Genomic DNA, 22,644 nt, shown 5'->3' with positions numbered 1-22,644 from the left:
AAGCCGTCCTCATCCGACAACAGCAACGCTTTCAACTCGCCTCTGCTCAGTCTAACGTCTCGATTGGTCATGGCACTCCCCTTCCACGGGAATCGGTGGTCGCAACGCCACCAGCGTGCCATGGCCGCCCCTCGCCTCAGAGTAAGGGCTGCTCTCTCTCCAGAGCTTTTTGCAGAACCTTCAGGACACTATCCAACGTCCGCTCCTGGCGCCCGAAACAGCCATCGCGACACGTGTCATTTAACGGCGAGATGGGTTCACGCAAGCTGTCGGACTGCTTTTCAGCGGAAGGACTGGATAGCGGGCATTCGTGCCCAGCACCTAGTCTTCCAGCGCAAATTCGCGCCGGATTACAATGTGCAGGAGTCGCGTTGCACGACGGCACACGGCCTGGGCCGTATGTCTAAGCCGTGAGCGTCTTGCTAGTTGCCATCAGAATACGTTGTCATCACTGCGAAATGGTCAGATCCATAGACTGACTTTATGGCCACCTCGAATTTCGAGGAAACGGCGGCCGGAACGGTGATGTGGTCAATCGCTCTGTCAGCAAACGCGTCATCATCGTACGTCCTGCCAAGTTCCTTGGTCAGAACCTTCCACGGAGCGCCCCCGGTCAGACCCAGTTCAAGGATAGGCAGGGTGTCGTCATAACCATCACCAGCGACGCAGGCGTTGACTGGAAAGGGCATTTTGGCGCAGCCGTAGTTGGCGAGATTGGAGTCGTCGAATGTCCTGCCAACCTTCCCGGTCTCATACGAAGTGTTGAAATCGCCCGCTATGACAACAATGCGACCTTCGCTGGAGGCCGCTCGGGCTTGCTTCTCGACTGCAGCGATCCGACACAAAGTACATTGTGGTCGTTGCCAAAACGACCGATAGACCAATCGCTCGGATCATGTGACATCCCTCTCAAAAACCTATAAGCAAGACTGCGCCCACCAGCCAGGGGTGGCAATAGCGCGTAAGCAGTAAGGTCTTTGCTTTCGCGATGACGCGCCGGTCTGACGACTTCAACCCTCCTGCTGCTCGATCTGGAACCGACGCAGGTCGTCGGCGGTCGCTGTGTCTGGTGAACGGCCGAGGAATGTCGCCAGGCGTCCGATATCGCGGAGATAGTTGCGCTGCGTCTCCCGTGAGAAACGCCGCATGTTCATGTCGTCGATCAGCCGCTGACGAAGTGGACTGATAGGTGCATCGAGAGCGGGATGGGTCATGGTCAGGCTCCTTGTTGAAGAAGCCCGTCATGCTCTGCCGCCGCCGAACAACGCTCAATGCAGGAGCGACGACCGGTCCCTGATCTCTACCTCAACCGCAGGCGCCCTCCCGCGCAGCGGGTTCGTTCTTCGGCCCGAAGCGGTCGCCATGTTATTACACGACCCGGTTCGCGATTTATCGAACAGCTATCAGATCAGGAATTTCGTTCTCCCAGATACGCCTTCACGATTTCCAATGCACAGACTGCGCTCGTATGGGCGGCATAGTCCTGGTAAGTATCGTTCTTCTCCGAATTGGCGAAGTCGCAGACGGACTTCACTACTAACGGGAGAGGCCTTGGTGCTGGCATCTCCGCCGCCGTTGCGTAGACGGCGTAAGCCTCCATCTCTACGGCCACCACTTTTCGCTTCGCGCTAGCGAGCTCTTCGAAAAATCCATCATCAGCCCGTACGGCCGCCCCTGACGCCATCGCCCCGATTTCGACGTTTAAGACGCTGTTGATCTTCTGCTTCGTGTATCCTCGGCGAATTTCGTCCAACCTCGCTTCATCCGCCTTGATAGCTTCAGCATGCTTACGAAGCATCGGATCCAAAGCGATTTGAACAGGATCGGGAGCGAAACGGAGCGCTTCCCCTTCCTTCTTGTGAAACTTGCCGCTCCCGTAGTCCCAGGAGATGTTGACCACGACGACGTCGCCGAGTTGAATATCACCTTCCCTACCTGCGCATATACCCGTCATGACGACGAGGCGCGGGCGGAAGGCGGCGGAGACTTTCGAGACCGCGGCCGACGTGGCCACCATCCCCATCTGAGCGGCGTGGCAGGCGACGCACCTGAATGTCCTTCCCTCCACGGTGAAGCTTCCCACCCAGTATCTAGTCGGGTCGGTGACACGTTGGAGCTCTTTCCAGCCGCAGTCGAGTGCCAATACCGCTTCGAGCTCCGGGTTGGCGAGCGCACAGACGAATGCAACGTCGTAGTCGTAATCTTGGCCCAACGTGGCCGCTTCGACCGAGGACTTGATATATCGCACCTTGCTGGTCAGTTGATCGATCCAATCGGCGGACTTGGTGTCGAATTTGAGGATGGACCAGAGGCCATTGTTGAAGTCCGCTTCGGATTGGTCGCGGGCATCGTCGTACGACGTAAGCCCGACAATGTACCGGGGCCTAAGGTAAGTGGCCCTAGCCAAGATGTCGCGGAGCAGTGTCTGGCCGCCATCTATCTCGGCCTCCGCCAGTCTGGCTTTAGGTATCATGAGGTCCAGAATGAGCAAATCGAACTGGGTTCTGCGCATTTCCGAGCTAGCGTCGTACGCGTTCGTCACATGCGCGATATCATCCGTAGACGGCACGCCCGCTTCAAGCAGCACCTTGGAAACCGCAGCAGCTTTCGCGATGTCATCATCAACAATCAGGACTTTCATTTCAATTCCAAGCCTTCGATCATCGTTTTCAAACTCTTCTCCCATTCGTTGATCGATGCATGGTAGTAGACTGCTCCGACATAATGCTCAGGGAATTTCAGTTTGAGGTCGGCATCCAGGTCGTTCAGCCCCGTTACGTTGGGAGCTTCGCCGAAGCTCTCGAACTGAGTGAGGACGATAACTTTGCTCCTACCCGACATCCTGGCCATCTGACGCAGGAATTCCTTTCCGCCGAATGCATGCATACGCCCATCCGGGTCCGGCCCGCTGGAATCGTAGTTCGGCAACGTCATGTCGAGGATCACGAGATCGGGGGTCACGCGCTTGGCCTCACGCAACCCTGTGACAAGCGAGGCGCTGTGTATCACCTCGTCGTCCGCGAAATAGGAATTGAGGAAATCAAGGACCCTGCGCCGCTTGTTCTCGTCGTCTTCAACTACCAAAAACCGCATGATCTCGCTCCTCTGTGGGCTGGCGAATGAACCGGAAGCTGAATTTCAGTTTACAGAAAAATCGTCCGCTTTCCTCGTCAACTCCGAACACAACCGGATCGGGAGCAACCGAGAACGCCATGATTTTGGCGAGCTTGGGGAAGCCGGTACCGCCTTCTCCACTGACGTCCTTGGAGACATCGGCGCTCTTGAGCTTGGTCATCGCCTCCTCTATGGCCCGTCGATGGCGGGATATGTCACGGCATTCGCTCTGGAAAGTTAACTCCAAGACGCCAGGATCGATTTGCTCGAACTCGATGTTGACTGCGGGACGGTCCAGGTCCGCATGTTTCGCCACATTGCCGAAAAGTATGAAGAGCGCGTCAGTGAAAACGGTGAGAGCGTTCGTCATTGGCATATCGAGTTGGCCTGACAGCTCAACATCGGGGTCGAAATTGGGATTGAGGCGACGCACCATCTGCTTGCCGATTTCCACCAGGACGTCGATCCGCAGCGGGGCGCTCTCCACGGCCTGAGGCACGTCGAACCATTCCGCCATTTCGTTGAGTGCATCATGGACCCCGGTCCGCGCGCGGACGAGAGCATCGTTCAGCATGGGCAGGCTCGGAGCGTTCGTTGCTTCGATGAAGTGTTGCCCCAATTCGTCGAACAACAAATCGAATTCCTGCCTGAGATCAACGCGGATGTAAGTCTGTACGGTCCCGAGAACGTTGCCCAGGTGGGCCCAGTAGATTTCGAAAAAGGTATCTAGGAACTCGTCGAATTCGAGGATGCTTTGCGCTTCCGCAGAAAACCCCATGACGACCGCGTCGGCAAAACGGTAACTGATAAGTCCCTTTGGCTTCTCCACTCGCCGTATCTGCACGAAATCGGAGGAGAACCGCTCTACGAGCATGTCGTATTTCTTGGAGAAAGCGCCAAGACCTCTGGATACCCGGTCCGCATTGTCATGGCCTACCAATGGCTCGAGGAGTTCGTACCAATGGTCGTTCGCCGCGTAGGATCCCCCGGATGATACGCTGGTCAAAAGGTGCTGTTCCTGTGAAGGGCGTCTTAGCTGGCCCGAGATGGTGCCATGGCGTATCCTCAAGCTCAGATAGCTGTTGATGCCATGCCTGCTGTTGAGACTGCTTTCCCGGCAGAGCTGATCTAGGATTTCTGCGAACAACGCCGAGACCTCATTGTCGGGTATCTCATACGGCTTGGTATCCGAAGCCCCCGAAGCGAGACGATCGAGCATCTCCAGCAAATATTTATCCGAGACGGTCTCCATTCCCGCTTCGGTAAGGGCTCGGAAGCGATCGAACTTGCCTCTGAGATTTTTTCGGGCCCAGTCCCGTATCAGCTCCTCGTCCATGGAAATCTTGCTTCGATCCAGGGACTTGATTGCCTTAACCACCTCTTGGCGGCGCAGGATGAGCTTGATCTCTTCGTCGTAGACTTCAGTCCGTTCTGATGACAACGATTTGAGGGTTGCCAAGATCGCTAGCCGTTCCTCATCCAGCTCGAACTGGTTCCCGTAGGTGAGCGAAAGGCTCAGCATGTCCTCCGTGCAGATCGCCCACAGCAGAAAAATCAGTTTATCCACGTTGTCGACACGGCTCGGTTGCAATTCTGAAGGGCGGAGCACGCCACTGTCATCGAGGAACCGCTCGACCGCGTATGAAAGTGAAGACCTGAATTCACGGTCGAAATTCTCGGCCAGAAGCCAAGTTGCCAGCGCCATGTTCGTGGAGCCGGAATACCTTCCAACGGTCTGATCATCGAGGCGCGTGGCGAGGCGCTCGAGCGGCAGCCATTGCAGAAGGCCGTTGTCACGTCGATAGAGCTCGGCGACTAGGTCCACAGCCGAGTTGATCCTGCCCGACGCCAGAAGTCCCTCGATCTCGCACCACGTTGCGAGCCGGGTAGCCGGAAGACCTCCGGATCGAGCCGTTTTCAGCACTTCCACCATCGAAGGGTTATCCTTGGCCCGTGCCAGCACAGACATCGTCCACCAAGCTTGAGAGCGGTCTTCTATCGCGCCAGGTTGAAGGGATGGATCGAAGCGGTGAAAGTTGGCCACAAGGGCCGGGCATCCTGCCGAAGTCGTCAGCACCCCGGCGTAGTGAGGCACCAGCGGATCTGGAAGGTATGGGATTATGGTAGGGTCGTGGTCGTTGTTGGCCATGAACCTACGTCGTTGGGTGGAAGCGTCGGCCAGCGAAGACGGAGTGTCCGACAGCCTTGATATCGCTGTGGCGAATTCTCCGATATTGAAACGAGGAAAAAGAACCGCATGGCGCAGAATATGCTCTCGAGCAGTGTCCAGCTTTTCGGGGCGCAACTGTACATCCGCGATGGACGCCGCCAAGTCTTCGGAGACGTTTTCGACCTTGGGAGCAAACCCCAGGTTTGAGGCGAAATGAACCTGGTGCAGATTTCCTGCAGCCGGAAGTCCTTCGATGCCGAAGCCGATCAACCTCTCATCGAACTCGAAATCGACTGCGTCGAAATTGTCCACGGCTGCCAAATTGCCCATGAGATATGAAAGCTTGAGCACCCTGATGTCTCCAATTTCCGACATCAGCGGCACTACGTATTGATAGAGTAGGCCAGCGGTAGGGCGGCCCTCCGCAGCGCTCACGCGCGCCAGGTGGACCAGGCATTCATAAAGATCCAAAACCGACAATGTTTGAGCCTGCGCCAACATCTCGGCTTCGTCGCCGTCCTCGATGTCGCTGTTGGCGAGTTGGTAGTTGAGAAAGCGCTTGCCAGGGGCATCGGTCCACACCCGATGTATGTGTCCAGCGATCTCAGAAAGAAACCTGCTCGGATTCTGGTCGTTTTCAGAACGGACCCCAAACCAATAAGAATAGAAGAGGGCGGCGACCGATGCACCACCCGATGTCTGCGACGCGATCCATGACTTCTGCGCTTCAAGTCCATGGACCAGACTTGTTAAGGCGATGCGCGCCGAAAGCATTTCTAGCGACCAACAAACCTCGCCGTTGATCTCGTCAACCAACCCGATTGAGTCTTCGTAACGCGATTGCTGAAGGCAATTCTCAAGGTTCTGACGCAGCTCGACGTAGCGGCGTACCTTGTTCAGCACTGCCCGCAGAGTGCCGAGCGCCCAAGCCAATTCGCGTTCCAAGGACACGGCAGCCAGTGAAGGCACCGAGCTGATTTGTGTGAGCGCTCGGGGTACAAGCCCATCTAGGGGTGAACGATGACGCTGGCTGCGAACGACCCAGTAGGCAATGGTGGGCAAGGTGCCAATAGGTGACGAAGCCCTCAAGTGCGCGATGGAAATCTTCGGGTCGATCCCACCCCTGACCGCGTTCCGCCAACCGGAATGAGGGGGAGGAGGTCTTTTTCTGCTTAGCGGCAAATTGAAGTCCTCATCGAAAGAACTTCGATTACATTTCAAACTACATCAATCAAGTGTGCTGCACGATGTGCTCGCGCAATTCCACAGTGGAATTTGAATGATCAGAATTTCCAGATCATGCAAGTGGCTCAATATGCAAGAGGGGCAGTCCTGATGTCCGCTGCTGGCGCAGCATGCCAACTCACCAGAGGGGCTGAAGTCCGCTCGTGGGGAGCCGGTCGCCGTAGTCTCTGCGTCCAATAATCAGGATACACGTAGTTTGCGATGCCGACATTGATCTATGCAACCCGCACCGTCTCGACCGGCCCAAGCCTGCCATTGACCCGTCTTTCGCGGCGCGACGTGCGTACAGCGGGAATTGAGCGTATCTAAAAAACGCCCAGAGTGTTATTGCTTTTCACTATGAGCAGAGCCAGACCAACAAGAACAGCGAACCCAATCCGTTTCGAAGACCTTGACCCCAAACGTTCGAGGACCTGGTCCGTGAGTTGATCTATGACATCCGGGAATGGCAAACGATAGAGGCCACGGGCAAGGGCGGGACGATGACGGCTTTGATATCAGAGCCTACGAACGCGCCACGACAACCACCATTGACGATGACGGTGACGAGGTTGTCCGCCCAATAGACGGCTACGCGTGGATGATCCAGTGCAAGCGCGAAAAAGCAATTCCCTAGCAAGATATAGAAAAGCTTGGAGGACATCGCTCCAGACAATCCGCCATACGGGTATATCCTGGCTGCCGCGACAAACTCCTCGAAGAAGGCTTACGATACCTTCCGCGATGAGCTCACCAAGTTAGGCGTCTTAGAATTCTATCTTTGGGGCAATGCGACGCTCGAAACCGAGCTCCATCAACCGAAGAACGATAGAATCCTATTCACATTCTTCGGGATATCGAACGTCCTGCGCAGAAGATCACGCGCTACAGAAATCAGGTCCGAAGTCACAAACAAGAACCGCGTTGTGCGAGTGCTTGGAAATAGCCCCGCGCTCTCTTGGATTCTAGCACGAGACTCGAAGGCAGGCGCTATCCGTATGAATCCAAGTATGCGGATTTCGCGAAAGACCCCGTTGGAAGGGCTTTGAGGTTGTCGAACTTCACCCACGTGGCGTGATCGTATTGATGAAACGGTGCTATGCGTACTTTGACGAGTCGGAGAAGACCTTTGATCTCGCTGAGCCACCTATAGCGCTTCGAAAACCCATACGATAGAACGCGCGACACAGGAAGCGAACGAGAAGAACGAGAGAAGCCTGATCTTGTCAGGAATTATTGGGAAAGGCTGCGTCAGAAGAGCCAAGAATGTTTCATCTAAAGGGCATCATTCGTTACGAGGATATGCTTGAGATCGATGATAAAGGCGATAGCTGGAATGAGGTTCCACACATATTTGTCGACTTCGTCGGTGGGTTTCCAGTGTCCGGTACGCTTGTGTGCTTAGAAAAGGGACAGCGGGAAATCGGGCTAGATGGTTTCTCCCGAGAGGCTGTCTTCCCCAAGTCTTTTCCCGAACCAGAGTTTGGAAAAATCTACGACGAGGAAGGGCTGGCGTTGCCCGAAGGGCTCTGTGAACGATGTGAACTTCCACGGCGGCGACCTGGATAAGCTGTTCGATGTTGACGGACGATTTGCGCACCTGAAACCAAGCGATGTTGCTGTCGTTCGGTTCGGACAAAAAGACGACCGTTTCGTCCAGATCACTCATCGGTACGAATTGTCGAGCGGCGATCTAATACGGATCACCCCCAGATGGTTTGGCAGGTGAAGCAACACATCGGTCGAGATCCATTGGCGGATGATGTGATCCAAATCCTGGAGTGCCGCAGCTGTTACAAGCAACAATGGGAAGGCAAGCATTAGCCTTGCCAAACCTTGGCGGGCATTAGATCAACGCGGTGAATGGCCGCTTTCGAGTAGAGGGTCTGGAGACGTGAGCGACCGGGATTGGGCGCAAAGCTGTCGCCCGTCGGACGTCGCTCTTGGGTCATGATTTTCCCTTGATCTCCCCTTTAGGAAAGGTCTGCAACAGGTCGGAACAGGTAATCGCGTCGGACGGCTTGAGCTGCCCCGTGATCTCAATCGCGAGCCCGGCTTAGCCACCACCTTGCCGGCGTTGCCCGCGTTTTGTTTCCGTGAGCGGCAACACCTTTCGGCGTTCTTTCATGTTATCCGATGACTCGCATCGTGACGCTGAAGGGCTGAGCGAACTCTTGCCGCCCGACGCTCAACATGCCCACCTCCTTCTTGAGAGGGTGTCCACGTATCGTCGACCCGTCACACTTCAGCGCGTTTGACATCCACGAGCATATTGCAACGCGTTGCACTTCATTTTGGTGTTGAAGATGCGCCGAGTTCTGAGGCGACACTCGAATAGCCCGCTACCTCGACCCAGCTTTTCGTTTTGCTGCTTCGCTTTCGATCCCAGAAGACAGCTCGCAATCTTCTCAGAAATATCCTCGATAGTGCGCTTGCAAAACCGGCAGAAACAGCAGCGTCGATGGTAGGTCGCACTCAGCCACTGAAAGCGGTTTTGCAACGGGTTGCACCAAAGTTTGCCTGCCTTAAGGTTGGGGCGCTCGGCTAAGGTGCCAATTTGTGCCAAATGAACCCCCAATCCATCTACATGCAGCCCACAATTGTTCACATTGGCACCGATTTGCGAAATCTTAGGCGCGATCTCTAGCGTCTATCTCTTGAAACTGTTACTATTTTCTCGCAGCCAGCCTGACCCATTCGCTGGTAGCCTACTTCGGCGCGCGAGACTCTTCGGTCGAAGACTCTTGCTCCATAGGGTCAAGACCCGCCTGCATTGGGCTACATGGGTGTACTTCGACTAAGTTGTCACGCTTATCACTTCTTTTCTGGATGCGGCAGCTGTTCCTCCCGATCATTGCTCAGGTTGACGGCCGCCATGCGGAACGTAGGGGGAGCGTTCGGTCTTCGTGTAGAGGTGCGTTCGGCTTATTGGTTCACTATGATCTGGTCCAGATCGGCAAGGCACTCGACCACGTGGTCCGGTCTGAATGGAAACCGCTCTATGTCAGCCAGTTTGGTGACCCCAGTAAGCACAAGGGCTGTCTTCAGGCCCGATTCCAGCCCGGCGAGCACGTCGGTGTCCATGCGGTCACCGACCATGATGGTATCGACAGCTCGCACTCCGAGCCGGTCGAGCGCGTTACGCATCATGAAGGGGTTCGGCTTCCCGACGAAATAGGGCTGGCGGCCGGTGGCCTTCTCGATTAGTGCTGCGACTGCACCGCATGCCGGATGGGAGCCCCGCTCGGTCGGGCCAGTCGCATCCGGATTGGTGGCGAGAAAGCGCGCGCCCTTCGCCACAAGCTCGGCGCCAGTTGCGATCTGCTCGTAGTGGTACGAAGTGGTGTCTCCGAGGACCACGAACTCGGGGGCAAACTCCGTTATCCGGCAGCCTGCCTGCCGCAAGGCCTCTACCAGACCGTGGTCGCCGATGACATAAGCAGATGATCCGTGCTTTTGCAGTTCCACGAACCGCGCAGTGGCGAGCGCCGATGTGTAGATGTGCCCTGGCTGCACGGTGAAGCCAACCGCTCTTAGACGCTCGGCGTGATCTTCGGGCGTGAAGCGCGAGTTATTGGTGAAGATCTGAAACGGCTCACCCTTGGCGACTAGCCCGGCGACATATTTGACCGAGCCAGCAATCGGTTGGCCGCCGCGGACCAGGACCCCGTCCATGTCGAGCAGATGCGCTATAATCATTGGATCTCACCCCTCAATGTCTCTCGTGGATGCGCGGCCTGGGCACGTCTAATGTCACTGTATCTTCTCCAGGCCGGAATACCGGCGACTGTAGCGATTCAGAGCCATGCGCGAAGGGCGCTCAATTGCTTGTGCGGCAATAAGGAGGTTGCGGCGTAAAAAGTGTCCGCAACCGCTCGCCGTGCGGACGCGCTGCACCGTTGGGTTGACGACATTCGCTGTGTCAGCGCATCTGATGGACGATCGCGTTCTAGTTCGCGTGAACCACCTGGCGAGACGTTTCTCTGCAGAACCATCGTGATTGACGGCACCACAGTGATCCAGCATTGTCTCGCGCCGCGGACGCAAACACGCCGGAGTCTTGGCGAACTTTCCAATGGTCGGACAGCCTATCGAACGATTTCGAGAGTCGCTCCCGCGCCCAAGGTGTGATTCAGTACCGAATATTGACGCCGACCGCGAGTGGTTTACCCGTTCATTTGTTTTCGCGTTTCCGCCAAGTCAGGGTAACAGTCGGGCGCCTGCGATGTCCCTTCGCGAAGAGCCTGACCCGTTCAAAAGCGCTAGGCGCCGAGCTTGGGCCGCGGCAACAGAAGAGGAGTATTGCCACTTAGGGCATTTTTTGAGGCAGAGCCCGAGACACTTCGTTTTGGGGGCGGCGGCCGGGTATTGATGCTTGGCAGGAGTGAAGATAGAAAATGGCAGCGGCCGGCGTTGCAAAGAAGGGAAGGCAACAGGGCAGCGCTATGACAAGGGCGAGCGTCGATTCAAGCACGTCGGAAAGGGCGCTCATCCCGTGTTTGAATTTCACGACAGCGAGCCGAAAACGTGGGTTGGAAAATGCCCCTCAACCCTATCTGAACGTGATCGGACAAAATTACTAAATGAGGCAATTGGGGCGCCGAACTGTGATCGGCACCTGCCCGTTCCGAAGAAGCTATACGTCGTTTAACAGGGGACATTTATGAGGCCCAAACGAGCGATTACGGCCGAACCTATCAGGATATCCATATAAGGGTGAGCTGTCGGCGGCGTGGATCTCCGGGTACTTCTTGATGCTGTCGCCCCGCACAGATGAGATGCTTGCCGCGGTTGGATAGGATGAGCAACGTACCGTCAGGTACCGGCGCCTTGGTTCGTCGCCGCGGAGGCGGTTCAACGTACTGGGCGCCTAGATGCACCCTTAAGGCGCGCAGGCCGGGGTCGCGATAGACGACCCGAACCAGCCGCAAGCAGGTTCGCCAAAGCGCTCGATCATCCCTTTGGTTCATTCTGAGCCGGAGGTGTCCATCCACATAGAGATCAGATTCCGCCTATGCAGAGATATTTCATTTCGAGGTAGTCTTCGAGCCCGTGGCGGGAACCCTCCCGCCCGATGCCGGACTGCTTCATCCCGCCAAAGGGCGCCGCTTCCGAAGACATACGCCCCGTGTTGATCCCAACCATGCCATATTCCAATGCCTCGGCCACGCGCCAGACACGCTTCAGGTTCGAGGCATAGAAATAGGCGGCGAGGCCGTAGATCGTGTCGTTGGCCTCACGCACAACCTGATCCGCCTCGTGGAAGCGAATGATCGGCGCCAGCGGCCCGAAAGTCTCCTCTTGCGCAACCGCCATCATGCTGGAGATTTCGGTGAGGACTGTGGGCTTGAAGAAGGTGCCATCCTTGCCGATACGTTCGGCCCCGCATCGAATTGTCCCACCCTTGGCAACGGCATCTGCGATGTGGGACTCGATCTTGGCCAAAGCATTCAAGTCGATGAGCGGTCCGACGTCCACTCCGCGGGCGAAGCCGTCGCCAACCGACAAGCACCGGACTTTCTCCACGAACTTCTCAACGAACTCATCGTGAACGCTCGATTGGACGTAAAGGCGGTTCGCTGAAACGCAAGTCTGGCCGGCGTTGCGGAACTTCGCCTGGATCGCGCCGTCAACCGCAGCGTCGATGTCGGCGTCATCAAAGACAATGAAAGGGGCATTGCCGCCGAGCTCGAGGCTGACCTTCTTGATCTGGTCCGAGCACTGGCGCATGAGCAGCCGGCCAACCTCGGTCGAGCCTGTAAAGCTGATCTTGCGGATCTTGGGATTGGAGCAGAGTTCGCGTCCAACGCCAGCACCTTCGGACGCATAGATCAGGTTGACGACACCGTCTGGAAAGCCGGCTTGATGCGCGAGGGCGAACATTGCGCCTGCCACGAGCGGCGTCTGTTCAGCAGGTTTGAGCACGATCGCGCAGCCCGCCGCCAAGGCCGGCGAGATCTTGCGCGCCACCATCGACGCTGGGAAATTCCATGGCGTAATCGTGCCGACGACACCGATCGGCTGCTTGATCACCAGCATGCGACGGTCTGTCGAGGGTGCGGGGATCGTCTCGCCATAGATGCGATTGGCTTCTTCGGCGTACCATTGCAGATACGCGGCCGCATGCGAAACCTCCGACTTGGCTTCGGCAAACGGCTTGCCCATCTCTGCAGTGAGTATGGCGGCAAGATCACCGGCGTGGTCGATGATCAGCTCATGCCATCGCCACAGAACGTCGCTGCGTTCTCGGGCGGTCAGAGCCGCCCATCCAGGCTGCGCTACGTAGGCCTTTTCGATCGCAGCGCGTGTCTCCTCCACACCCATGTCGGGAAGTACTGCCAGCACTTCGCCGCTCGACGGGTTGAGGACCTCGAATGTCCGCTCGCTAACTGGCGTGCCGAGCGCCGGCAGGCGATCGATGGCGCCAAACAGGTCCGCGGATTTCAGGTGGCGGACCATCGGCAGGCACAGGGGCAATACTGAATTCCTCTCAAACACTGCGGATACGCATGTCAGCAGGCGTCGGTGTATATTCCGCGTCCGGGGATGCTTATAGGGCCTCGGCCTGATGGCTGGTAGACCATTCCACTCAACTTAAAGGGAGAATTCTTGAACTGTCGTGGTCGATGGCTTGCGGTTCTCATTAAGTGACAACCTGAACAATGGACATCGGCTTCCGACCGCGCAGCCAGTTCATGTGGCCTGAACGGATCGCGATCTGTGCCATCGGAAGGGAGGCTCCCATGAGGAGAAGGCGAGCCACGATTCGGCGGATCGGTCGACTGACCCGGCAGGTGCTTCGCACGCCCGCGAAAACAGCTCCGCCGGCCTTTCTCACCGACCCGAATTTATCTCCCCGAGAAAGGGAGAAGGAAGGCGAACTGGGCTGCCGGGCTTATCCTTGCCCCCAGCGTCAGGCCGACGACCATAAATGGCGGGCTCGGCCGGAAGCAGCTCCGCCGCTGCCCTGACTTGATCGAGCATCACCGATCGATCAGGCTGCGCGGCGCTGAGTGTTGTCGATGCCGAGCTTCTCGAGCTGCGATTGGAGGGGCGGGGCTGCAATCGACCTGGAGGGATCCAGTTTGTAGATAGCATAGGCGCCGATCCATGTTCCTTGGTTGCCTTGAGCTCGGCCTCTATCCTTGAAGACCAGGAGATGTTCCTGTTTCCGGCCGTGTCCGATTGAAGACGTCTTAGGTTCGAAACCCGACACAACTGACGCGCCGGCATCCCACCCGCGTGGCACGAATGCGTGCTTTTCTCCTTTTGATCGCGCTCCTCGGTGGCACGTCAATTGCACGTGACAGTTAACGGCCGGGGGGCCTAGACGAATTGTTCCTCTCGATTAACCAACTGCGCGCAGAACGTGACGGTGCGCAAACTGAGGGAGTAGCTGATGCGAGTAGTCGTCGTATAGATCCATGGTCACACCGGCATGATCATCGGTTCGGACAGCCGCGCCCGGAGGTCAGACCACCGCGGCGAGGTCGAAAGCATGACGGCGGTACTGCGAGAGGGCGGCCACCAGACGCCGGGGTGCGACGGCGATAAAGAACTGCTCGCTTCGCTCGTGTGGTTTATGCCGCCCATCCGCGGGCCCGGCCCTCGGGGATCGCCTTCAACATGCGTACGGTATTCAGGGCGAGAAGTGGTCTCACCCACGTTCCCGCCATGCCCCGGCGGGCATCCCGTACACCGGATCCGGCCCGCCCCGGCATGGGCTAGCGCTCGACAAGATCATCGCCAAGAGACTAGCCCGCGATGCCGGCGTGCCGACGCCGCAGGTTCGCGTGATGGTTGCGGCACCGAGAGTGCCGGCGAGCTGCGATTCCGCCACGAAAGTAGGCAGCATGCTCGATCCGTGTTGATGGTGCAAGCACCTCCATCAGAACTCGCTCCAGCGCCAAATGGCATCAAAGTTTCGTAGAGCCTCGCCATCTCGACAAAGGTAGACAAGGAGTTCGGACATGCAGCGCATTTCAGGGCTGGGCCACAACCGGGGAGAGGTCGTTGGGCCAAAATCTCGCGAGGAGTTTCAACGAGCGCTAAAGATCACGCCCGGCGGCAGCATGCGTGCTGCGCAGTTCTTCGCTCCCCACCCGCCCTATGCTGTGGCAGGAGCGGGCAGCTGGATCACTGACGCGGACGGCAGCAAGGTCTTCGACTGCGCAAACAACTCCTTCTCGCTCATTCACGGCCATGCCTTTCCGCCGGTGGCCGAGGCGCTGCACAAGGTCCTGGACGACGGCACCGCATTCGGGCTTCCGACCACAAGCGAGACCAGGCTCGCGGAAGCAATCACGACGCGTTCGCCGAAGCTTGAGCAGGTCCGCTTTACGAGCTCCGGCACCGAGGCTGTTATGTTCGCTGTCAAGGCCGCTCGCGCTATTACAGGGCGCCCGATGATTGCCAAGTTCGAGGGCGCATATCACGGCGCCTATGACTATGTGGAAGTGAGCCTTGATTCTGCACCAGACAACTGGGGCGATTCGTCGCCTAACAGTGTGCTCTATGCCAGTGGAACTCCCGCCTCCACCGCCGCGGATGTCCTTGTCCTTCCTTACAACGAGGCCAAATCGTGCAGAGAGCTCATCCGTGCACACCATGAGCGCCTCGCCGCGATCCTTCTCGATCCAGTTGCTCCCCGCGTGGGCATGGTTCCGATAGAGGCGGATTTGCGGGAGGTCATCCAGGATTGCTGTAACCGCTACGGCATCCTGCTTGTGGTTGACGAGGTCGTTTCTTACCGCGTCGGTTTCCGTGGCGCCCATGACATCTTCGGCTTTGAGCCGGATCTGGTCGCTTTGGGCAAGATCATCGGCGGAGGTTTGCCCGTTGGAGCCGTAGCGGGGCCTGCGTCGTACATGGCGGTCTTCGATCACACCAGGGGCAAGCCAGCCGTGTCCCACGGCGGCACGTTCAGCGCAAACCCGCTCAGCATGACAGCTGGGCTGGTGGCACTGCAATCATACACAAAGGATGCCGTGGCCCGTCTTAACCAGATGGGCGAAACGCTTCGTAGTGAAATCATCGAGCAACTCAGAAGGCGCGAACTCCCCGCGCACGTCACCGGCGCGAGCTCCCTCTTTCGGCTCCACCTGAAGACTGAAGTGATCCGAAACTACCGGACGTCGTTCCCGAGCGCGTTGCAGAAGGCGGCGCTCGCAAAGGTGCACCTTGCAATGCTGGAACGGAGTTTTCTAATGACGACGAATTGCTCTGGCGCGCTCTCGACTCCGATGAGCGAGACCGATATCCAAGATTTAGCCGCAGCGCTCGTGGATGCCGTCCATGAAGTTTGGAAGCAATCTCCGTGGGACTGATCGAGCAATGGTGGAAAGCGCAGCTTCGCGGCAGCGCTCGCGCGGCGGCTTCGCCGATACGCACGACAATAACGTCGAACGGCGCACCGACGACCGTTGCCATGTCGAGAACACGCTGCAATTCAAAGGGCGGTTATCGGAGCCGCTCGCACCCGGTTCGACAAACTAAATTCGACCGTTAGCTGCCAATTGCGCTTGGCGCAGTATGGCAGCGCCTGGCGCGGCTGGTCCGGGATCGACCGGTAATTGTCAGCTTGCCTGCCCGTGCACACGCGCAAATCGAGGGCCGCGCGCAACGACGCCCCATCGGCTTCGCGGTTTGACTGCAGTGAAGAGGGTTGCGTTCGTTTTTCACCGAACCTCCAGCATTCCTGCCGTTTTCTGAGATTTTGCAGGGTTGGTTTGCGGCGTTTCCGAGTTCTTCTACCCAGTGTGATTTGTTTTTGCTGGGAGCCCGCTTCCTGCACAATGGCCCGGACCTGCGCCATCAAGAAGGCTCCCATCGCGTCGTTGTAGAGGCCAAGCTCCTGCGTGGCCTTCAGCGAAACAGAGTCTTGGCCCATACGGGTGACGATCCTTCGCGCAGAAAGACTATGGGAACATCATCAAGAATTATGATTCCAATGTGAAATTTGAATTATTGATAAAGAACTTGTCTTTTCACGACAGAGAAAGTTGCAAGTCCGCAGCATCGATGACTTGTCACCTGTCCACACGAGTCCTGGCGCTTCAAGAACCGCGCCTGATCACCCTTCAGCTGCCAAGCGCGATCCGCGCCCGCCCGGGCTGCGCAACCTTGACCAGCTCCGCCCGGGCGAACGCTGACCGTTGCACAGTCCATAAGGGGGTCAAAAAAGTGGACGCGGATGGAAGCCGGATTGGGAAAAGCGCAAGCTCAAACTCGAACGCGATATGGGTAGGCGGTTCCGCCAATAAGGTGTTTGAGTCTGAGAGCGGAACCGGCGTATCAGTAGATCGATCATCTACGCAAACCCATCAATGCGTTCGTGGACAATCGCGCGCATTTGCTCCGCCATCTTTGCGCCTTGAGAGCCGTCTGATAGAGGCGGCGGCAATTCGAGGTGGTTGAGAGCGCGTGAGAGGGCTGCAACGAGATCGTCGATGCTGCTATCCGCATCGGCTGCCTTGATGCCAGCCGTGCTCGCGAAAGCCTTGAAGTCGGCGCGCCGGAGACGATCGTCTTTGCCGTTCAGCTTGAGGGCCATCCGGTCTTTTTCGAGATGTGGAAACACGCGAGTCGTGACCGCGTCGTAGAGCGGAGCCATGCGGACTGAGCTGAACTGCGCGCTGCCGGGCTCTGCGATTTTCAGCAGTGCCATGTTCTTCAGGTGCATGTCGCCATCGGCGATCAGCCAGGCGAATAAGGATCGCTTGAGGACAAGCAGGACGTCGTCTTCGGGGGAGGTCGATAGCGGTCTTAGTGCCCGCGCGATTCGCTCCATTGTGCCGTCGTATTTTGCTTCCGTGGGCACACCGAGCACTGAGCAAAAATCCTCAAGCGCCAAAAGGCGCTTGTCGTCAAGGCTCGTTCTGATGTCGAACCGCTCGACGAGGAGCGCCGGAGGCATCCCGTCAGGCATGGGGACGAGCGCCGTCGCGGGCGTCTTGAAACCGGCCGCGCTGCCCAAAGCGAGCGACTGCCATTCGATAACCGGCAGGGCCTCAAATCCACCTGTACCGGCAGGCTTGAGGATGTGGGTGAACGGTTTGCCGGTACTGGGGGAGAGAGTACCGTCGATATCGAGGAACATCGGCGCTTTGATCTGAACGCCCGATAAACGGGGCGTATCGGTACGCTCGAAAATCTGCGCCAGATTGCGCTCGAAGCTCTGCTCCAGATCGCCCCGACCCGGCCCTGCATACTGGCCAGTGAAGATAGAATTTCTAGTGAAGCCAGTGAGCCGGGTTAGCAGGAGGTCGGGCGGCAGGGCGGAGAGATCGCTCGCACGCTCGACGATGGTGATGTTGGACATGTAGCGTTTGCCCGAGCGAAGCGTCGCGCGCTCGTCGCGGTCATTCAACACCGACTCAAGCCAGCCTTCAGGCAGCAGCGAGAGGATGAAAGGAGGGAGCTTGCCCGGCGTGGTCTGGCGAACAAGTGGCGGGCCATCCTGATCGTATGGATTCCAGCGCCACTCAAAACCATCATGTGTGAGATTGCCGAGCGGAGCGCCGTGCCACGCTACGATCAGATCGAACGCGGCTTCATTGCGCGCAGGCTCTGCGGTCACTGGACGGCGGAGGAGGAAGCGCTCAGCGTGCTCGCCTTCGCGATACCACTGGTTTTCGCGGGCAAGCGCCCATGTCGCGTCGGCAGCGCCCTGGGCGCTGCCGTATTCTTCTATGAGGCGGTTCGCGATTGTCTCGCGCATCGTCTCATCGATGGATGCCGCGTGTTCGCTGCGCAGGCGGAAAGCTTCGAGGAAGCGCTGGCGCATCGAGGAGACGTCGATCCGGAATTCTCCCATGCCATCATCGACATTCGCTTGAGCGACTGATGGGTGGTCGGGAGCTGCGTTCTGAATGATTTCCAGCGAGCGCAAGCGCGTGCGCTGTATTCGTCGCCCGCTCAGGAACAGACGGCCATCGCGGGTCGGGCCGAGAAGGACAGCGCTCGCCGCCGAGAGGTAAGCGTTGGGATACAGGTATTTGGCGATGCGGACGGCGTGTTTGAGTATCGTGGCCTCGATATCCTCCCCGGCATCGACATAGATGCCGCGCATTAGCTGGACGAGCTTGCCCGTTTCAGCTTGATAGTGGCTGCGGGTTTTATCGATGTTTTCCCCGACGAGGTGAAGGGCCATTTTCTAACTTTCTCGTATGTGAAATACGGGAAAGTTAGCATACTGAGCTCCAGATGTTAAGAGAATTGAACTTTCACGTATTTCAAATACGCGAAAGTTAGTACCTTCTCGGAACCTCGACGGTCTCTTGCTCGGCAATCGAACCGCCGGGCGAGAACCTGGTCTGCGGGGCGAGCAGGCAGAAATCACGGCGTTCATTCCGCCGCACCATAGTCGGATCAGCCAAACGTATGTGGGCGGAGTCCTTCAGCAACTATTCCTAGAGCGCGGGACTATTCGCTCTCACTGGACACCGTCTAGCCGCGGGCCAACGCCCATAATGGCGGGCTCGGCCGAAAGCAGCTTCTTCGCCGCTGCCCTGACCTGGTCGATCGTCACCTGCTCGATGAGGGCCGGGCGCCGCTGGATGTAGTCTATGCCGAGCTTGTCAAGCTGCAACGCGAGAAGCGTGGCTGAAATCGAGCTGGAGGAACCCAGATTGTGGATAGCATAGGCGCCGATCAGATGCTTCTTGCTCGCATCGAGTTCAGCCGCGGTTGGCCCGGTGTCCACCAGCTCCTTGATTACTCGTCTTATCAGGTCGAGCGTCTCGGCCGCCCTGTCGGCGCGCGTCGACGTGGTCACGACAAGCGTGTTGGAATGCTGATAGCCCTCCAGGCGAGAGGAGACACCGTAGGCAAGCCCGCGCTTTTCCCGCACTTCCTGGAACAGACGTGAGGTAAATGGCGAGCCTCCGAGTACATCGTTCATCAGCTGTGCGGCATAGAATTCCGGGTCGCTGCGCCCGATGCCGGGGAAAGCCAACCGGAGCGAAGTCTGAGGCAGGTTGTATCCGACCAACATCCGCCGGCCGAGCTTTGGGGTGACATCAGGTACCTGGGCGAGGGCCTGCTTCTGAGGCAAATCGCCGAACAACTGGTCGAGCCTTGCACTCAGCGCTTTGGCATCAATGTCGCCGACGACCGCCACGTGCAGCCCGTCGCGTGCGAAAGCGGCCTTATGGAAGGCGCCTAGATCGGCGGGCGTTGTGCGGGCGAGGCTTTGCTTGGTGCCCTCGGGCGGCCTCGAATACGGATGCGCGCCGTAGAGCCTGCGCCGCCATGCATTCCTGCCGATCGCGTGAGGTTCGCGCTCGTTGGCTATGACATCGGATAGAATCTGGGCGCGGATGCGGTCAACTGGCTCCTGGTCGAAGCGAGGCCTGTTCACCGCTAGCCCGACCAGATCGAAAGCGGCGTCCTGGCGCTTGGAAAGCAGGCGTATCGAGCCATAGATGCCGTCGCGCCGCGCGTCGAAGCTCATTCCGGCGCCGGCGTCGTCAAGCTTCACCTGAAAGGTGTCGCTGTCGTAATCGCCGGCACCCTCGTCGAACAAGCCGGTCATCAAATTGGCAAGCCCCTCCTTACCGGCCGGGTCCTGGCTGGTGCCGCCGTCAAACACGAACTGGAGCGTGACGATCGGCAGCGTATGGTCTTCCACCAGCCAGGCGGTGATCCCCTTTTCAGATTTCACCTCCTGGATGTTCACCGCAGCACGGGCGGTGAGCGCCGGCAGGATGAGGAAGAAAATAGCAAGGCAAAGGACAGCCAGCCAGGAGGCCAGGCGCCAGCCTTGTCCAAAAGGAGAGGGCAATGCTTGTGGAATGGCCCTGCGGAATTGGTTCGTCATCATATCAATTTTCCTTGGGCAGGAGATAGCCGGTGGTCGAATGGTCGGACACGAGGTAGCGGGCGGCAACGGCCTTAACCTGATCGGCCGTGACCTTGCGGATGCGGTCCGGCCATTCCTCGACGTCTTTCACATTGCCGCCTGTGGCAAGCGTGGCGCCATACATGCCAGCGACGGAGACCTGCTCGTCATGGGCGAAGATGAACGAGCGGATATAGCGGTTTTTCGTCTTCTCCAGTTCGTCGCTGGTGATGCCGTTCCTGGCGATGCGCGCTATCTCGGCGTCGACTGCGGCCTCGACATCCGCAAGCTTCGCCTTGCCGCGCGGCCAGCCACGGATGCTGAACTTGCCAGCATCCAGCATGGTGCCCTCGAAATCAGCGTCGGCCGCTGCGGCTATGCCCTGCTTCACAACGAGCTCCTGGTACAGCCGGCTGCGGTTGCCCCCGGCGAGAATCTGTGCCAGCAGGTCCAGCGCCTCGGCTTCGCCGGGCTCGGCGGTGCGATAGGACGGCACCACCCAATATCTGGAAAAGATGGGGACCGAAACGCGGCCATCCCTTAGCGTCAATGTGCGCCTGGTGTTCTGCACCGGCTCAGACGGGCGTTCGCGTGGCGGCAGATCTGGTCCACGCGGGACCTTGCCATAGGTCTTCTCGGCCAGCGCCTTCACGGCCTCGGGCTCGACGTCGCCTGCCACCACCAGCACGGCGTTGTTCGGCCAGTACTTGTCATAAAAAGCCACGGCGTCGTTGCGGTCCAGCTTCTCGATCTCGTGCATCCAGCCGATCACCGGGATCCGGTAGGGTTGGCTCTGCCAGAGCGTCGTGACGACCTCCTCATCGAGAAGCGCCTCCGGATTGTTGTCGACCCTCAAGCGACGCTCCTCGCGGACCACGTCCCGCTCGGTGTTGATGACGTCATCCGTGAGGGTGAGATTGCGCATGCGATCAGCCTCGAAGCTCATCATCTGCTCCACTGCCGAGGGCGCCACTCTTTCGTAGAAGGCAGTATAATCGTAAGAGGTGAAGGCGTTTAGCGAGCCCCCGATCTCCGCCACCGCGCGGTCCAACTCGCCGGCGCCGTGATTGGCCGTCCCTTTGAACATTAGATGCTCGAAGAAATGCGCGATGCCGGATTTGCCCGGAGGCTCGTCGGCACTGCCGACCTTGTACCACAGCATATGGGTGACGATGGGGGCGCGGTGATCGGGTATGACGACCACCTCCATGCCGTTGTCGAGCAGGAAATTCGCTATGTCATAGGCGGCCGCCGGAGACGGCGCGGTCGTCAGAAATGCCAGCGCGGTCGCAAAAAGTGCGCCCCGCAGCCAAGCAGACGGTGGCTTCGGTTGTGGTGACCGGGCGATGGACAAAGTTCGCACGGAAGTGAGTTGTCCCTCAATTTGAAGGTGCCGCGTCCCTGTCGCCCCCACTGGGAGAAGGTGGATCGGTGGGCAGCGCCGGTCCAGACGAGCCCTCACAATGCTGCCAGGCCCGGCTCGGATGTCAGTTTTGAGTAGGTCGGCGAAAGGTGGGGCGGCATTTTTCTGGGTGGGGATCATGGGACGACTCTCCTGCGTGTTTTGCATGACCCCGCAGGAACCGTGCCAGATGAGAAAGCCGTTTCGGCGATGCGATTCAACGGACTCTCTGTTGCGTACCTCCGACATTGTCCGACGTCTGACACCGCCGAATGGGGGGCGCTTGCCGTTTAAAGAGGTGGCTACGTGAACTACCCTTAGGACAACGGCGAAGATGGTGGCGTCAGCGCGCGCCCGCAGTTGCTGGTCGTCCGCGTACTCTTGCTCACATCGGCCGATCGCAGGTCCCTAACAGGACTCCAAACCAGCGATAGACGCGGTTCTGGAATTTACCGGAGCGTTTCAGAACTTGTGTTTGCCATTCGGAGCGCCAGCGCGGGAGACGCTGTCCGCGACAGGCGGTCATGATGGAGCTTGCGAGCCGCTTTAGCGATTTGACCGGGCTTTTGCTATTTTAGCTTTTGCTGCCCTAAAGTCTCGGATATGAAGCGGACCTGGCTTATGGCCTGCCTACATTGAATTGTTACAAAGGAATACGCTATGGCGACTGGAACGGTGAAGTGGTTCAACAGCACCAAGGGATTCGGTTTTATCCAGCCTGACAACGGAGGTCAGGACGTTTTCGTCCACATTTCCGCTGTCGAACGAGCGGGCCTTTCGACCCTTAATGAGGGCCAGAAGATCAACTATGAAGTCGAACAGGACCGCCGTACTGGCAAATCATCCGCTGGCAGTCTCAGCAAAGCTGGCTGACCTTTTTCTGCTTCTGCCCGG

14 protein-coding genes are annotated in these 22,644 nt (G+C 58.2%); 3 read left to right on the top strand and 11 right to left on the bottom strand.

All coding sequences use genetic code 11. From position 1 onward, the window contains the following. Positions 1 to 422: 422 nt before the first annotated feature. The 5 genes from AC0L17_RS28950 to AC0L17_RS28930 all read right to left on the bottom strand — a co-directional run bounded on the left by AC0L17_RS28950 (position 423) and on the right by AC0L17_RS28930 (position 6,217). Positions 423 to 884 (bottom strand): hypothetical protein, encoded by a 462-nt coding sequence (locus tag AC0L17_RS28950; RefSeq protein ID WP_473518288.1) that lies wholly within the window; start codon positions 882 to 884, stop codon positions 423 to 425. A gap of 126 nt (positions 885 to 1,010) precedes the next feature. Next, complete coding sequence (locus tag AC0L17_RS28945; RefSeq protein ID WP_473458640.1) at positions 1,011 to 1,214, bottom strand: phage integrase N-terminal SAM-like domain-containing protein; 204 nt, start codon at positions 1,212 to 1,214, stop codon at positions 1,011 to 1,013. Between the two features lie 194 nt (positions 1,215 to 1,408). Beyond that, a complete protein-coding gene (locus tag AC0L17_RS28940) occupies positions 1,409 to 2,641 on the bottom strand; it encodes a phosphorylase family protein (protein ID WP_473518287.1) in 1,233 nt (410 codons plus the stop codon). Continuing rightward, positions 2,638 to 3,093: a response regulator gene (locus AC0L17_RS28935; protein ID WP_473458636.1), complete on the bottom strand. Its 456-nt coding sequence runs from the start codon at positions 3,091 to 3,093 to the stop codon at positions 2,638 to 2,640. The genes AC0L17_RS28940 and AC0L17_RS28935 overlap by 4 nt, the downstream gene beginning before the upstream one ends. Then, positions 3,074 to 6,217, bottom strand: a complete 3,144-nt coding sequence (locus tag AC0L17_RS28930) for a hypothetical protein (RefSeq protein ID WP_473518286.1) — start codon at positions 6,215 to 6,217, stop codon at positions 3,074 to 3,076. The genes AC0L17_RS28935 and AC0L17_RS28930 overlap by 20 nt, the downstream gene beginning before the upstream one ends. 1,557 nt (positions 6,218 to 7,774) lie before the next feature. Here AC0L17_RS28930 and AC0L17_RS28925 point away from each other — a divergent pair. Then, positions 7,775 to 8,077, top strand: a complete 303-nt coding sequence (locus AC0L17_RS28925; RefSeq protein ID WP_473518285.1) for a hypothetical protein — start codon at positions 7,775 to 7,777, stop codon at positions 8,075 to 8,077. Positions 8,078 to 9,433: 1,356 nt separating this feature from the next. Here the strand turns inward: AC0L17_RS28925 and AC0L17_RS28920 are convergent. Together AC0L17_RS28920 and AC0L17_RS28915 are read right to left on the bottom strand one after the other, a co-directional pair. Continuing rightward, positions 9,434 to 10,207, bottom strand: a complete 774-nt coding sequence (locus AC0L17_RS28920) for an HAD-IIA family hydrolase (protein WP_473518284.1) — start codon at positions 10,205 to 10,207, stop codon at positions 9,434 to 9,436. A gap of 1,302 nt (positions 10,208 to 11,509) precedes the next feature. Then, on the bottom strand, positions 11,510 to 12,985 hold the full coding sequence (locus AC0L17_RS28915) for an NAD-dependent succinate-semialdehyde dehydrogenase (RefSeq protein WP_473518283.1): 1,476 nt from the start codon (positions 12,983 to 12,985) through the stop codon (positions 11,510 to 11,512). Between the two features lie 1,493 nt (positions 12,986 to 14,478). On the opposite strand from AC0L17_RS28915, the gene AC0L17_RS28910 reads away from it, so the two are divergent. Further along, a complete protein-coding gene (locus tag AC0L17_RS28910; RefSeq protein ID WP_473518282.1) occupies positions 14,479 to 15,834 on the top strand; it encodes an aspartate aminotransferase family protein in 1,356 nt (451 codons plus the stop codon). Between the two features lie 122 nt (positions 15,835 to 15,956). Here AC0L17_RS28910 and AC0L17_RS28905 read toward each other — a convergent pair whose 3' ends face one another. The 4 genes from AC0L17_RS28905 to AC0L17_RS28890 all read right to left on the bottom strand — a co-directional run bounded on the left by AC0L17_RS28905 (position 15,957) and on the right by AC0L17_RS28890 (position 21,891). Next, positions 15,957 to 16,397: a hypothetical protein gene (locus AC0L17_RS28905; RefSeq protein ID WP_473518281.1), complete on the bottom strand. Its 441-nt coding sequence runs from the start codon at positions 16,395 to 16,397 to the stop codon at positions 15,957 to 15,959. Between the two features lie 420 nt (positions 16,398 to 16,817). Next, complete coding sequence (locus AC0L17_RS28900; RefSeq protein ID WP_473518280.1) at positions 16,818 to 18,659, bottom strand: type II toxin-antitoxin system HipA family toxin; 1,842 nt, start codon at positions 18,657 to 18,659, stop codon at positions 16,818 to 16,820. Between the two features lie 282 nt (positions 18,660 to 18,941). Next, the gene (locus tag AC0L17_RS28895) at positions 18,942 to 20,327 is read right to left on the bottom strand and encodes a M16 family metallopeptidase (protein ID WP_473518292.1); all 1,386 of its coding nucleotides are present in this window, start codon (positions 20,325 to 20,327) and stop codon (positions 18,942 to 18,944) included. Between the two features lie 4 nt (positions 20,328 to 20,331). Next, positions 20,332 to 21,891, bottom strand: a complete 1,560-nt coding sequence (locus tag AC0L17_RS28890; RefSeq protein WP_473518279.1) for a M16 family metallopeptidase — start codon at positions 21,889 to 21,891, stop codon at positions 20,332 to 20,334. 519 nt (positions 21,892 to 22,410) lie between these two features. On the opposite strand from AC0L17_RS28890, the gene AC0L17_RS28885 reads away from it, so the two are divergent. After that, the gene (locus AC0L17_RS28885; RefSeq protein WP_008874821.1) at positions 22,411 to 22,623 is read left to right on the top strand and encodes a cold-shock protein; all 213 of its coding nucleotides are present in this window, start codon (positions 22,411 to 22,413) and stop codon (positions 22,621 to 22,623) included. Positions 22,624 to 22,644 lie beyond the last annotated feature (21 nt).

Source organism: Mesorhizobium sp. WSM4829, from assembly GCF_055811475.1.
Note: the sequence above shows the minus strand (reverse complement) of the source record. Positions and strands in the feature narration are given on the sequence as shown.